General features: G+C 58.6%; 9 protein-coding genes. 1 reads left to right on the forward strand and 8 read right to left on the reverse strand.

Translation table 11 applies throughout. The annotated features are described in order from the left end of the window. Positions 1-84: 84 nt before the first annotated feature. The 8 genes from ppc to gmk all read right to left on the reverse strand — a co-directional run bounded on the left by ppc (position 85) and on the right by gmk (position 12,181). On the reverse strand, positions 85-2,736 hold the full coding sequence (ppc, locus tag AB8804_RS09705) for a phosphoenolpyruvate carboxylase (protein ID WP_371185403.1): 2,652 nt from the start codon (positions 2,734-2,736) through the stop codon (positions 85-87). 263 nt (positions 2,737-2,999) lie between these two features. Next, entirely contained in the window at positions 3,000-4,700 is a 1,701-nt protein-coding gene (locus tag AB8804_RS09710; RefSeq protein ID WP_371185405.1) for an AsmA family protein, read from the reverse strand. Between the two features lie 119 nt (positions 4,701-4,819). After that, positions 4,820-6,211 carry an NCS2 family protein gene (locus AB8804_RS09715; protein WP_371185407.1) on the reverse strand — a complete coding sequence of 464 codons (1,392 nt, stop codon included), beginning with the start codon at positions 6,209-6,211 and terminating at the stop codon, positions 4,820-4,822. Between the two features lie 103 nt (positions 6,212-6,314). Next, positions 6,315-8,396 (reverse strand): ATP-dependent DNA helicase RecG, encoded by a 2,082-nt coding sequence (gene recG / locus AB8804_RS09720; RefSeq protein ID WP_371185409.1) that lies wholly within the window; start codon positions 8,394-8,396, stop codon positions 6,315-6,317. A 3-nt stretch (positions 8,397-8,399) separates the two neighbouring features. Continuing rightward, positions 8,400-9,089 carry a tRNA (guanosine(18)-2'-O)-methyltransferase TrmH gene (trmH, locus tag AB8804_RS09725; protein WP_112011882.1) on the reverse strand — a complete coding sequence of 230 codons (690 nt, stop codon included), beginning with the start codon at positions 9,087-9,089 and terminating at the stop codon, positions 8,400-8,402. A 4-nt stretch (positions 9,090-9,093) separates the two neighbouring features. Next, positions 9,094-11,208 (reverse strand): bifunctional GTP diphosphokinase/guanosine-3',5'-bis pyrophosphate 3'-pyrophosphohydrolase, encoded by a 2,115-nt coding sequence (gene spoT / locus AB8804_RS09730; protein ID WP_371185411.1) that lies wholly within the window; start codon positions 11,206-11,208, stop codon positions 9,094-9,096. A 19-nt stretch (positions 11,209-11,227) separates the two neighbouring features. Beyond that, entirely contained in the window at positions 11,228-11,503 is a 276-nt protein-coding gene (rpoZ, locus tag AB8804_RS09735; RefSeq protein WP_000135058.1) for a DNA-directed RNA polymerase subunit omega, read from the reverse strand. 54 nt (positions 11,504-11,557) lie between these two features. Then, on the reverse strand, positions 11,558-12,181 hold the full coding sequence (gene gmk, locus AB8804_RS09740; protein WP_371185413.1) for a guanylate kinase: 624 nt from the start codon (positions 12,179-12,181) through the stop codon (positions 11,558-11,560). A gap of 251 nt (positions 12,182-12,432) precedes the next feature. Between gmk and ligB the strand changes: the two genes are divergently transcribed. Continuing rightward, the gene (gene ligB, locus AB8804_RS09745; protein ID WP_371185415.1) at positions 12,433-14,103 is read left to right on the forward strand and encodes an NAD-dependent DNA ligase LigB; all 1,671 of its coding nucleotides are present in this window, start codon (positions 12,433-12,435) and stop codon (positions 14,101-14,103) included. Position 14,104 lies beyond the last annotated feature (1 nt).

Consider the following 14,104-nt stretch of genomic DNA (forward strand, 5'->3'; position numbering starts at 1 on the left):
ATGCCCGGCGGCGCGAGTGCTTGCCGGGCCTACGAAAAGCATATTGTAGGCCGGGTGAGCCTAAGCGCCACCCGGCAAAACCGATTAGCCGGTGTTACGCATACCCGCCGCAACGCCAGCAATCGTCACCATTAGCGCCTGCTCCACGCGAGGGTCCGGCTCCTGGCCTTCTTCCTCGGCGAGACGGGAGCGGTGCAGCAGCTCAGCCTGGAGCACGTTCAGCGGATCGGTATAGATGTTGCGCAGCTGAATGGACTCGGCAATCCACGGCAGGTCTTCCATCAGGTGGGAATCGTTGGCGATATCCAGCACCACCTTAATGTCGCCTTCCAGCAGCTCGCGCAGCTCTTTGCCCAGCGCCCACAGTTCCGGTTTGACCAGGCGTTGATCGTAGTATTCCGCCAGCCACAGGTCGGCTTTTGAGAAGACCATTTCCAGCATACCCAGACGCGTCGAGAAGAACGGCCAGTCGCGGCACATGCTTTCCAGCTCGTTCTGCTTGCCGTCTTCCACCACCTTCTGCAGCGCGGCACCCGCGCCCAGCCAGGCGGGCAGCATCAGGCGGTTTTGCGTCCAGGCGAAAATCCACGGAATGGCGCGCAGGGATTCGACGCCGCCGGTTGGACGACGCTTGGCCGGACGTGAACCCAGCGGCAGTTTACCCAGCTCCTGTTCCGGCGTGGCGGAGCGGAAGTAAGGGACGAAGTCTTTGTTTTCCCGCACGTAGCCGCGGTACAGATCGCAGGAGATATCCGACAGCTCGTCCATGATGCGGCACCAGGACTCTTTAGGCTCCGGCGGCGGCAGCAGGTTCGCTTCCAGAATGGCGCTGGTGTAGAGCGACAGACTGCTGATGGTCACTTCCGGCAGGCCGTACTTGAAGCGGATCATTTCGCCCTGTTCGGTCACGCGCAGGCCGCCTTTCAGGCTTCCCGGCGGCTGAGAGAGCAGCGCCGCGTGCGCTGGCGCGCCGCCGCGGCCAATCGAACCGCCGCGGCCGTGGAACAGCGTCAACTCAATGCCCGCTTTCTCGCAGGTTTTGATCAGCGCGTCCTGCGCCTGATACTGCGCCCACGATGCCGCCATCACGCCCGCGTCTTTTGCGGAGTCGGAATAGCCAATCATCACCATCTGTTTGCCCTGAATAAAGCCGCGATACCAGTCGATATTCAGAAGCTGGCTCATCACGTCGTTGGCGTTGTTCAGGTCGTCGAGGGTTTCGAACAGCGGGGCGACCGGCAGGGCATAGTCGATACCGGCCTCTTTCAGCAGGAGGTGTACGCCCAGCACGTCGGACGGCGTCTTCGCCATGGAGATCACATACGCGGCCACCGATCCTTTTGGCGCATCCACGATCGCTTTACAGGTGTTAAGCACTTCGCGGGTATCGTTGCTTGGTTCCCAGCTGCGCGGCAGCAGCGGACGCTTGGAGTTCAGTTCGCGGATCAGGAACGCCTGCTTGTCGGCTTCGGACCAGCTTTCATAGTCGCCGATGCCCAGATAGCGGGTCATTTCGCCCAGCGCTTCGGTGTGGCGAGTGCTCTCCTGACGCACGTCGATACGCACCAGCGGCACGCCGAAGCACTTCACGCGCCTGAGGGTATCGAGCAGCTCGCCGTTGGCGATAATGCCCATCCCACAGGCCTGGAGCGATTTATAGCAGGCGTACAGCGGCTCCCAGAGCTGTTCGTTCTGGCTCAGCAATCCTTCCGGCTTCGGCAGGCGCTGGCCCTTCAGGCGCGCTTCCAGCCAGGCCTGCGTGGCCATCAGCTGGCCGCGCAGTTTTTTCATCAGGTAGCGATACGGCTCGCTGGCGCCTTCTTCACCGGCCAGCTCGCGCAGTTCCGGCGTGGCTTCGACCATCGACAGCTCGGAGATCAGCACCTGAATATCCTTCAGGAACAGGTCGGTGGCTTTCCAGCGGCTCAGCAGCAGCACGTGGCGGGTAATTTCCGCGGTGACGTTCGGGTTGCCGTCGCGGTCGCCGCCCATCCAGGAGGTGAAGCGTACCGGCACAAAATCAACCGGCAGGCGGTAGCCCAGGTTCTCTTCCAGCTGCTCGTTCAGCTCGCGAAGATAGTTCGGCACGCCTTCCCACAGGCTATTTTCGACGACCGCAAAGCCCCATTTGGCTTCATCGACGGGGCTTGGGCGATGCTTACGAATTTCATCGGTGTGCCAGGACTGGGCAATCAGCTGGCGCAGGCGGCGCATCAGCTGGTTGCGCTCGTAGTCGGCAATGTCCTTGTTATCCAGCTGCTTCAGGCAGTTGTTCACTTCCACCATTTTGTGGATCAGCGTACGACGGGTGATTTCAGTTGGGTGAGCAGTTAATACCAGCTCAAGCGAGAGGGATTCCACCGCTTTTTTGATGGTCGCTTCGTTGAGGTCGGGCTGCTCTTTGAGCTTTCTGAGCGTACGGGCAATCACTTCCGGGTTGCTGGCAGCCTCGCCGTTCGGCGAAATGCTGTGATACTGCTCGGCGGTGTTCGCGAGGTTCAGGAACTGGCTGAACGCGCGGGCGACGGGCAGCAGCTCATCGTTCGACAGGTTCTGCAAGGTGGTAAGCAGCTCCTGACGATTCGCCTCGTTACCGGCACGGGAAGATTTGGACAGCTTGCGGATGGTTTCAACGCGGTCGAGGATATTCTCCCCAAGGGCGTCTTTGATGGTATCTCCAAGCACTTTGCCGAGCATGCTGACATTACTACGCAACGCGGAATATTGTTCGTTCATAAAAACCCAGTCACCCCATCATTTTTGTTTATGCCCAGTCAAAAATCCTTTGGACATTATTTTGTCATCTCCCCTTATAAAGCCACGTAAAACCCCCGTCGTCAATTGCTGCGAAAACGGTTCAGCAATCGAATAAATGCGGGCAATTTACGAAATTTAATTCACTTCGCGCCAGATAAGTAATGCTTATGGAAATGTGATGAAGATCGCGGGGCTGACTGCACATCCTGGCTCCTCCCTTCGAGGAAGGAGCCAGGCTTGCGCTATGGGGAAGGCGAGGATGAAGGCGTAGAAACGACGCCTCCCGTCATTACCTGCTGCACCTGCTGTTTATCCATGTTTACCGCATTCAGCCTGCCGTTAACCGTCGGCTTTAGCGGCGCGCTGGCCTGCACGCTGCCGCTGGCCGTCAGCTGAAGATTGCCATCGCCGCCGATGGGGAGCGCTGGCCATCCCCATTGTTGCAGGACGTTGAGCGGCACGCCGCGGCCGTTCAGGCTGACGGTGGTCTGGCGTTGCGCAAGCTGCGAAACCGTCGCCGTGGCTTCGAGGATCCCCTTCTCGGTAAAGGCGCTCAGCTCGGTGATGTTCACCGTCGCGGCGTTAGCGTTGAGCGCCAGCGACGGTCGGCGCACGTCGACGCGGTTAAACGTCGCCGCCGCGCCGTTCAGCGTCGCGTTGCCGCTCCACACACCCCACTGGCGATCTTTTGCCAGCTGCAGGTTAGCGCCGTATCCGTCCAGAGAGGTGATCTGCCACGGGAATGACGGATCGATGTCGATCACCAGGTTGCGGCTCAGGCCAAATTTTTTCAACGTGACGCTGTTAAGCCATTCGGGAAGCGCGTCCATCCACAGCGTTTTCCAGTTTTCCGGCAGCGTGTATTCCAGCCCGGCGACGGCTACGTCGTCCAGCACCAGCGCCTTGCCGTCGCGCAGCCAGCTGCCGGAAGTGCGCACCATGCCCCCTTCCCAGCGGGAGGTGAACTGGCGCAGCGCAATGCCCTGCGGGGAGAACTCCACGTTGAGGATCGGATCGAAAAGATGCAGCGAACCATAGATAAACTCGCTGGCGTTCATCGACAGCCGCCCTTCGTCGCTCTGCCAGTCGCCTTTGCTGAGCGTGATATTGCGCAGGCTCAGGTCAAGATCGGTCACCGCCCAGTCCGGCCCCTGAAGGCGAGCGTCGGTCACTTCCAGACGGCCAATTTGCAGTGAGGGAACGGTGTTCAGCGGCGCGAAGAAATCCAGCAGCGGCTTATCGCTTTGCAGGCGGATATCGTTCAGGCGCATCGTGTCGATTACCCAGCTTCCGTCGGCGTTGCGCTGGGCCGAACCCGTCAGCGATCCGCGCGCCATGTCGGCGCCGATGGTCTTCAGCACCACCTCTTTGCCGTTCAGCTGGCCTTCAATCAGCACGTTGGTGGCGGGCACGCCGTTGAGCGTCAGTGAACCTGCGCTCATCTGAATTTGCGCATTTTTGCCCAGCACGTTGCCCGCTTCCGGCTGCCATGGGCTCACGCCGCCCGTCACCTTCTGCGCGCTAAGATCCCACTCCGTATTCGGGCTGTTGAAAGCCATGCTGTTGAGCTGGAGACGGTCGGCCTGGAAGGGCAGCGGGGCGGTCTGCGGTGAAAGATTCAGCGTGCCGTCATCGAGAGTGATGGTATCCATATGCAGCGGATCGGTGAGCTGGCGGCTGCTTAAGCCAATATCCACCTTTTTAGCGACCAGCGTGGCGGGCTTGCCGTCGCGCCCAAAGGTGACGTTTTCCAGAATGAGGTGAGATGGTGATGAAAAACGGTGATCCATCAGGTCAAAATTGAGCTCGTAATCGGTATTTACCGTTATCCAGCTGCTGACCTGCGCCGCTCCCCAGCGTGTCTGAATCAGAAAATAGAACGCCAGCACCACGACGAGCAGGGCGATCAGAAGATATACAATAAGCTTTCCAATAAATTTCATGGTCTTCCATCCCGTGAAACGCACATAGGTGAGTTATGCACGATTTATGCGCAATCCTCAAGGCGGGAATGGTGTAAAGAGATGTCGCGGCGGGCATTGACAGCCTGCCGCGATGGCGATCAGCTTTTCTCTGGCGGGAAGACGAGGTTCAGCACGATGGCCGTAATACCGCCAGCGGCGATACCGGAAGAGAGCAGGTTTTTCACCCAGTCAGGGGCAAACTGCAGGATCAGCGGCTGCTGAGACACGCCCAGGCCCACGGCCAGAGACAGCGCGATAATCATGATTGCGCGACGGTTCAGCGGCTCGCGGGAGACGATGCGCACGCCGGACGCGGCGATAGTGCCGAACATGACCAGCGTGGCGCCGCCCAGAACGGGCTCAGGGATGTGCTGCACAAACCCGCTGACCGCCGGGAACAGGCCCAGCACGATCAGCATCAGCGCTACCACAAATCCGACGTAGCGGCTGGCAACGCCGGTCAGCTGGATCACGCCGTTGTTCTGGCCGAAGCACGAGTTCGGGAAGGTGTTGAACACCGCTGAAACAAAGGAGTTCAGGCCGTTTGCCAGCACGCCGCCCTTCAGGCGCTTCATGTAAAGCGGGCCAGATACCGGCTGCTCGGAGACGTCCGACGTGGCCGTGATGTCGCCGATGGTTTCGAGCGAGGTGATCATAAAGACCAGCATCAGCGGCAGCAGCAGGCTCCAGTCGATGCCCAGACCGTAATAGAGCGGCGTGGGAACGGTAATCAGCGCGCCGTTGGTGGGCGCGGTATTTTCCGGCAGCATGCCCAGCGCCCATGCCAGCAGATAGCCTGCCGCCATGGCGATAACCAGAGACGCCACGCGCAGGTAGGGATTGCGCTGGCGGTTAAGCAGGATGATGATCCCCAGCACTACGCCCGCGAGCAGCAGGTTTTTCGGCGCGCCGAAGGTGTGGTCGCTCATCGCCGCATAGCCGCCGCCGATGGACGTTAAGCCGACCTGAATCAGCGACAGGCCGATGATCATCACCACCACGCCGGACACCAGCGGCGTTATCACGCGGCGAGCCAGGTGCAGCACGCGGGAGATGACCATCTCCGTGCAGCTTGCCAGCATCAGGGTGCCGAACAGCGCCGCCATCATGGTCGGAACGTCCGCGCCGCCGGTTTTTAACGCCGTGCCGCCCATGATCAACGGGGCGACAAAGTTAAAGCTGGTGCCCTGAATCGACAGCAGGCCGGAGCCCACCGGCCCCCAGGCTTTGATTTGAATAATAGAGGCAACGCCTGAAGCAAACAGGGACATGCTGATAATGTGCTGCGTATCTTCGGCCGGTAAGCCGAGCGCCTGGCAGATCAGCAGCGCAGGGGTAATAACGGCGACAAACATGGCCAGCAGGTGCTGACACGCGGCGAAAAGCGTTTGAGGAAGCGGCGGGCGGTCTTCAAGGCGGTAAATTAATTCGCTGTTATGCTTCTGCGCAATCGGTTGCGCATCAGAAGACTCGACGATGTTAACGGACATTGGCGGCAATCCCACGGTGGAAAAGCGGGCATTTTAGCTGAGCACCCGGCAAAAGCAAACGATTGCATTTGTAAATTTTACAAATGCCGTTTTCAGCGGTTTTTCAGGCGTTAGAGTAGCGTTCGGTTTCCGGCATCCAGCGCTCAATTAATGCGTTAGCTTGTTCTGGATAGCGTTCATGAATATGGCGGGCAAGGCGCTGAACTTCGGGGATCATGGCCTGATCGCGCAGCAGGTCAGCCACTTTAAATTCGGCGTTGCCCGTCTGGCGCGTGCCCAACAGTTCGCCCGGACCGCGGATCTCGAGATCTTTTTGCGCAATCACAAAGCCGTCGTTGCTGTCGCGCAGCACCTGAAGGCGCATCTGCGCGGTCTTTGACAGCGGCGCTTTGTACAGCAGCACGCAGTGGGAGGCGACCGCGCCGCGTCCTACGCGCCCGCGCAGCTGGTGGAGTTGCGCAAGGCCCAGGCGTTCCGGGTTTTCAATAATCATCAGGCTGGAGTTTGGCACGTCCACGCCCACTTCGATGACCGTTGTCGCAATCAGCAGATGCAACTCGCCCTGCTTAAACGACTGCATAACCGCCTGTTTTTCAGCGGGCTTCATGCGCCCGTGCACCAGGCCAACGTTTAGCTCCGGCAGGGCGATCTTAAGCTCTTCCCACGTCGCTTCGGCGGCCTGGGCTTCCAGCAGCTCAGACTCTTCAATCAGCGTGCAGACCCAGTACGCCTGACGTCCTTCCTGGGTACACGCGTTGCGCACGCGGTCGATGATATCGCTGCGGCGCGTGTCCGGAATGGCAACGGTAGTCACCGGCGTGCGTCCCGGAGGCAGTTCGTCGATGGTGGAGGTATCCAGATCGGCGTAAGCGGTCATGGCCAGCGTGCGCGGGATAGGCGTTGCGGTCATGATCAGCTGATGCGGATGGAAGCCTTGCTGCAGCCCTTTCTCCCACAGCGCCAGGCGCTGGTGGACGCCAAACCGGTGCTGTTCATCGATGATGACCAGCGCCAGACCATTAAACTGTACCTGCTCCTGGAAAATGGCATGCGTACCGACAATCATCTGTACCTGGCCGCTGGCAATCGCCTCCTGCTGGGCGATGCGCGCCTTGCCTTTTTGCTTGCCAGCCAGCCAGCCGACCTCCACGCCGAGCGGGGCAAACCAGCTGCGGAAGTTGTTGGCGTGCTGCTCTGCCAACAGCTCGGTGGGAGCCATCAGCGCCACCTGCTTGCCGTGCGCGATTGCCCGCAGCGCGGCCAGCGCCGCAACCAGCGTTTTGCCTGAGCCGACGTCGCCCTGAACCAGGCGCATCATCGGGACATCCAGCGCCATATCGCGTTCTATCTCTGCGGTCACGCGCGCCTGGGCGCCGGTTGGCTTAAACGGCAGCGAGGCCAGCAGCTTATCCTTGAGCTCGTCACTCGTGCCTAGCGGCTGAGCGTGAAAACGCTGCGCGCCCGCGCGAAGCGCCAGCATGCTCAGGTTATGCGCGAGTAACTCTTCAAGGATAAGCCGCCGCTGGGCCGGATGTTTGCCGCTCTCTAAATCGCTGAGCTGAAGTGACGGCGGCGGGCGGTGCAGGGTACGCAGCGCTTCCGGCAGGCTCATCATGCCCTGCGCCAGCTCGGGTGGCAGCAGCTCGTTGATGGCGCAGGTGTCGAGTAGCTCCAGCGCCTGGTCGGTAAGTTTGCGCAGCGTCGCCTGCTTAATACCTTCGGTCGTTGGGTAAACCGGGGTTAGCGTTTCCTGGAGTTCCGGCATGCTGAGATCGCCCTGCACGCGGTACTCCGGGTGGATCATCTCCGCGCCGTATTTGCCGCGTTTAGCTTCACCATACGCCAGCACGCGGCGCCCGGTAGCAAGACCGTTTTTCATCGCCGCGTTGAAGTTGAAAAAGCGCATCGTGAGAATGCCGGTGCCATCGCTAATCTGGCAGGTCATCATCCGGCGTCCGCCGAAGGTGATGTTGCTGTTCAGCACCTCGCCTTCCACGGTGGCATAAATGCCGGGCAGCAGGTCGCCAATTTTATACAGCTGGGTGCGGTCTTCGTATCGAAGGGGGAGGTGGAGCAGGAGATCCTGCACGGTATGCAGGCCAATTTTAGCGAGCTTGCTGCTTTGCGCCGCGCCCACGCCGGTCAGCGTATTGAGCGGGATGGCATCCAGCAGGCGGCCTTTCATCGCTTATCCTGCGTACTGCATAGTGGCCCACCACGCGGCATCGGCTTCAATCTCGCCCTGCGCGTTCACGTGGGGATACGGCAGTTTTTTCTGCTTCGCAACGCGAGCCAGCACCGGGTAGCCGCCTTCAAACAGCAGGCGCTGCTGCTCATCTTCCGGCAGCATGCTGTTGCTGCGCTCGTACATTCCCGCGTTCTGACGCTGGCGCTGCGCTTCATACAAAATGAGCGCAGAGGCGACCGAAACGTTCAAGGACTGCACCATGCCGATCATGGGGATGATGATATCCCGATCCGCCAGATCCAGCGCTTCCTGCGTGATCCCGGTTTTCTCCTGACCCATCAAAATGCAGGTTGGCCGGGTGTAGTCGATCTCGCGGAAGTCCACGGCTTTATCAGACAGGTTGGTCGCAAGCACCTGCATACCGCGGCCTTTCAGATGCGATACCGCTTCACCGATGGTGTGATGCGTTTTAACAGAAACCCAGCTGTTGCTGCCTGCGGCGGTGGACGCCATGGTGCGCATGCGGGTACCAGGCCAGACGGCGTGCACTTCATGCACGCCGACAGCGTCTGCGGTGCGGACAATGGCAGAGACGTTATGAGGCTTATGGACCTGCTCCATGCAGACCGTCAGGTCAGGCTGGCGCCTGGCGAGCATTTCGCAGATACGTGCATAACGTTGTGCATTCATAAAGCTAGTTTCGGTTTCGGGTGACTTTAATGACGTCCGGCATGACGCGGATTTTGCGCATGATATTCGCCAGATGCACGCGGTCGCGGGCCGTCAGGCGAATAAAGGCGCTGTACACGCGGCCATCTTTTTCTTCCGTATTCAGGCTCTGAATGTTGGACGTGGCCGTGTTGATTGCCGCAGTCAGGTTTGCCAGTGCACCCTGGTGGTTGAACATATCCACTTTGATTTCAGTGATAAATTCCTGCGCCGTCTCTTTATCCCACTCGACCGCCATGAACTTTTCAGGCTCTTTTTGGTAGCCGCGAATGTTGCGGCAGGACTCGTGGTGAATAACCAGGCCTTTGCCCGGACTGACGTGCGCAATAATCGGATCGCCCGGAATCGGACGGCAGCATTTGGCGAAGGTGATAAGCACGCCGTCTGCGCCTTTGATTGGCAGATGGCCATGACCTTGCGCCGCGGCCGGAACGGCGGTTGCCTCGCCCTGCTGCAGGTTCTTAGCAACCACGACGCTCATGGCGTTGCCAAGGCCAATCTCGGCCAGCAGATCGTCCAGCGAGGCGAGCTTCATGCGCTCCAGCTCGTGCTGGATGTTTTCCGGCGGAATCTCTGCCAGCTTGCGGCTGCCGCCCAGCGCGTGGTTGAGCAGTCGACGCCCCAGGCTGACGGAATCATCACGCTTGAGGTTTTTCAGCAGCTGGCGAATTTTGGCGCGCGCTTTTGAGCTGACGACAAAGTTCAGCCAGGCCGCGTTTGGACGTGCGCCCGGCGCGGTAATAATTTCCACCGTTTGACCGCTGGAAAGCGGTTGAGACAGCGGATAAGGCTGTCTGTCGACGCGCGCGCCCACGCAGGCGTGACCGATATCGGTATGCACGGCGTAAGCGAAGTCGACCGGCGTCGCGCCCGCAGGCAGTTCGACGATGCGCCCTTCAGGGGTGAAAACGTAAATCTCATCCGGGAAGAGATCGGATTTTACGCTCTCGATAAATTCAAACGAGCTGCCCGCACTCTGCTGTAGCTCCAGCAGGCTTTGCATCCAGCGCTGGGCGCGGATTTGTGCGGTGGTGCTGCTTTCGCCGCCGTGCTCTTTGTAAGCCCAGTGCGCGGCTACACCCATCTCCGCCATCTGGTCCATGTCTTCGGTGCGAATTTGCACCTCAACGGGCACGCCGTGCGGGCCGATCATCGAGGTGTGTAAAGATTGGTAGCCGTTCGCTTTTGGAATGGCGATGTAATCTTTCACGCGACCTGGACGCGGCTTGTACAGGCTGTGCATCTGGCCCAGTACGCGATAGCAGGTGTCGGAGTCATGAACAATCACGCGGAACGCGTAAATATCCATGATCGAGTGAAAACGCTGCTCTTTAAGCACCATTTTGCAGTAGATCGAGTACAGGTGCTTTTCGCGACCGCTTACGCGGCACGGTATTCCCGCTTCCTGCAAGCGCCCCTCGATTTCAGAGAGGATCTTTTGAATCATCTCTTTACGGTTGCCGCGCGCGGCTTTAACCACCTCTTTAATCACGCGATAGCGGTTCGGGTACAGCGCTTCAAAACCCAGCTCTTCCAGCTCGGTTTTAATGTGATGAATACCTAAACGGTGTGCCAGCGGGCTATAAATTTCGAGGGTTTCACGGGCGATGCGGCGACGTTTATCCGGGCGAAGAGAGCCCAGCGTGCGCATGTTGTGGGTACGGTCAGCGAGTTTGATGAGTATGACGCGGATATCCTGCACCATCGCCATAATCATCTTGCGGAAGTTTTCGGCCTGCGCCTCTTTCTTATCGCGGAATTTCAGCTTATCAAGCTTAGAGACCCCTTCCACCAGTTCGGCAACGCTTTTGCCAAACAGCTGTTCCATATCCTGGTAAGTGGCAGGGGTATCTTCGATCACGTCATGCAGCAGGGCAGCCATCAGCGTTTCGTAGTCGAGTTTCATCTCGGCCAGAATACAGGCCACCGCAACCGGGTGCGTGATATAGGGTTCACCGCTTGAACGTGTTTGGCCCTCGTGAGCGTCACGTGCAACGAGATACGCCTGCTGAAGACGTTTAATCTGGTCTTCAGGCAGGTAGGTTTGAATCAGTTGATTCAGGCTTTCAAACAGATACAAGGGCGACCCGCAGGTTTAATTAACGACGACCTTCAGCAATGGCGGTTACGGCCTGCAGTTCTGCGGCTTCCTGCTCTTGCTGCTCCTGGCGCTCGCGCACGTCGAGGATCTGGTTGTTGATCAGACCTTCTTCGATTTCGCGAAGTGCAATAACGGTGGTTTTATCGTTTTCTTCCGGTACCAGCGGATCTTTGCCGCCTACCTGCATCTGACGAGCGCGACGCGCGGCGACCAGCACCAGGTCAAAACGGTTACCAATTTTCTCTACAGCGTCCTGAACAGTTACGCGTGCCATACTTAAAATGCTCCACAGGTGAAGAAATGACTGGGCATGATACTGAAAGTGGGTTCAGTCTGCCAACAGTTTGGTGATTAATGCGTCATGTCGCTGCTTCTGGCGGCTCATGCGCAGACGTTCTGCACGAAGAATGGTTTTGAGATCGCTCAGCGCGGCATCAAAATCATCGTTCACAATAAGGTAATCATATTCCGCGTAATGGCTCATTTCTGCAACTGCCTGCTCCATACGCTTTGCGATCACTTCTTCGCTGTCCTGACCGCGGCCGCGCAGGCGGCGATCCAGCTCATCTTTCGACGGCGGTAAAATAAAGATACTGCGTGAATCCGGCATTTTCTTACGAATCTGCTGGGCACCCTGCCAGTCAATATCGAGGAACACATTCACGCCGGTTGCCAAAACCTGCTCAATAGTTTCACGCGAGGTTCCGTAGTAATTACCGAAAACTTCCGCGTGCTCAAGAAACGCGTCTCTGCCAATCATCGTCCTAAATTCGTCGTGATCAACAAAGAAATAGTGTTCACCGTGTACTTCACCTGGACGCGGCGCTCGCGTGGTGTGAGAAACAGAAACCTGCGTATCGTACAACGGTTGGGTTTTTAACAGTGCCTGAATAAGGCTGGATTTACCCGCGCCACTAGGGGCAGAAACAATATAAAGCGTGCCTTGAGCCATGAGAGTCTTTTGTATGTGTTAGCGAAGAAGTCCTACATACGGGCTTATTATACACGTCGCCGCTGTGTGACGTAGCCTTTGTCACACTTTTTCCCGTGGATTATTGAATTTTGCGTGCCGTTTTCAGGTTTTACGCGCGGTTTACAGCAACAGAAATAAACCCTGGAAAGCGTCTCGCAGGTCAAAACGTTGCCGTTAGCGCTTTTTCACCCCCCGGCGTATATCTCTTTTAACGCAAAGGAGGGGTAACAATGTGGCGATGGATAAGCGGATTGATGCTGCTGTGGTCTGGGTACGGCGCGGCGGTGTGTCCCGTCTGGTCTCAGGCTAAGGCGGATAAAGAGGTAACGGCGCTAAGCGCACAGATAAAGGGCTGGGACGATAGCTACTGGAAGCAAGGCGTTAGCGAAGTGAGCGACGAGGTTTATGACCAACTCAGCGCCCGGCTGACGCAGTGGCGGCGCTGTTTTGGCCAGGACTCTTCGGGGAATGGTCTTCCGGTTCTGGTGGGCAATATAAAACATCCTATTGCCCATACGGGCGTTAGTAAAGTAGCCAGCAAGGATGCGCTTCGGCAGTGGATGCAGGCGCGCCGCAATCTCTGGGTGCAACCCAAAGTGGACGGCGTTGCGGTCACGCTTATCTACCGTAATGGAACCTTAGCCCAGGCCATCAGCCGCGGCGATGGGATAAAGGGCGAAGACTGGACGGCGCAGGTGCGTTCGATGCCTGCGGTTCCCACTCATCTCAAAGGTATGCTCGGCAATAGCGTGTTGCAGGGGGAGCTTTTCCTCCTGCGCGATAACCATATCCAGCAGCAGATGGGGGGTATGAACGCGCGCGCAAAGGTGGCGGGGGCCATGATGAGGCAAACGGACCGCTCTTTGCTAAGCCAACTAGGCGTGTTTATCTGGGCCTGGCCGGATGGCCCGAAAACCATGGCGCAGCGTCTTGCCGCGCTGTCTGCTGCGGGCTTTGATTTAACGGCCCGCTTCACCCTGCCGGTTCACTCTGTGGATGAGGTCGCAAAGCAGCGCGGGCAGTGGCTAACGTCGCCGTTACCCTTTGTGACGGACGGCATTGTCGTGCGTTCAGAAGACGAGCCCTCAGGAGAACGCTGGCTGCCGGGTGAGGGAAGCTGGGTTGTGGCGTGGAAATATACGCCCGTTTCACAGGTTGCCGAAGTCCGGGACATTCAGTTTGCGGTGGGGCGCACCGGGAAGATTTCCGTTGTGGCGGCGCTTGAACCTGTTCGGCTGGACGATAAGCGCGTGCAGCGGGTCAGCCTGGGATCGGTTGGGCGCTGGCAGCGGCTGGACATTGCGCCGGGCGATCAGGTCATGGTGAGTCTGGCCGGACAGGGGATCCCCCGTCTCGATAAGGTGGTATGGCGAGGGCCCGATCGGCAAAAACCACAGCCTCCGGTATCGCAGTTTCATTCGCTGACCTGTTTTTATGCTTCGCCCGAATGTCTTGAGCAGTTTATTGCCCGCCTGTCGTGGCTAAGCTCAAAACAGGGGCTGGATATCAACGGTCTCGGCGAGTCTGGCTGGAGAGCGCTGCACCAGGCCCACCGTTTCGAGCATATTTTTTCATGGTTACAGCTCTCACAGGAGCAGCTAGCGGCCACGCCGGGTTTTTCTGCGACGCGCGGGCTGGCGCTTTGGCACAGGTTTAACCTGGTTCGCGAGCAGCCGTTTATCCGCTGGATTACGGCGATGGGGATACCGATGACGAAAGCAGCGCTAAGCGCGTCCGGCGCGGAGTCCTGGCAAGCGATGCGCAAGCGTAACAGCGCTGACTGGCAGACCTTACCGGGAACGGGCGAGGAGAAGGCGAGGCAAATTATTAACTGGCTTCAGGATCCTCAAATTGATGCGCTGTCAGCGTGGCTCGCTGAGCAGCACATCAACGGCTTTTAAA

This window comes from Enterobacter sp. KBR-315C3_2022 (assembly GCF_041399425.1).
In the GTDB taxonomy this organism is placed as follows: domain Bacteria; phylum Pseudomonadota; class Gammaproteobacteria; order Enterobacterales; family Enterobacteriaceae; genus Enterobacter.

What these genes read in the sequence shown, in the direction of transcription:
- ppc (WP_371185403.1), bottom strand. Translation starts at nt 2,736, where the DNA reads ATGAACGAACAATATTCCGCGTTGCGTAGTAATGTCAGCATGCTCGGC.
- AB8804_RS09710 (WP_371185405.1), bottom strand. Translation starts at nt 4,700, where the DNA reads ATGAAATTTATTGGAAAGCTTATTGTATATCTTCTGATCGCCCTGCTC.
- AB8804_RS09715 (WP_371185407.1), bottom strand. Translation starts at nt 6,211, where the DNA reads ATGTCCGTTAACATCGTCGAGTCTTCTGATGCGCAACCGATTGCGCAG.
- recG (WP_371185409.1), bottom strand. Translation starts at nt 8,396, where the DNA reads ATGAAAGGCCGCCTGCTGGATGCCATCCCGCTCAATACGCTGACCGGC.
- trmH (WP_112011882.1), bottom strand. Translation starts at nt 9,089, where the DNA reads ATGAATGCACAACGTTATGCACGTATCTGCGAAATGCTCGCCAGGCGC.
- rpoZ (WP_000135058.1), bottom strand. Translation starts at nt 11,503, where the DNA reads ATGGCACGCGTAACTGTTCAGGACGCTGTAGAGAAAATTGGTAACCGT.
- gmk (WP_371185413.1), bottom strand. Translation starts at nt 12,181, where the DNA reads ATGGCTCAAGGCACGCTTTATATTGTTTCTGCCCCTAGTGGCGCGGGT.
- ligB (WP_371185415.1), top strand. Translation starts at nt 12,433, where the DNA reads ATGTGGCGATGGATAAGCGGATTGATGCTGCTGTGGTCTGGGTACGGC.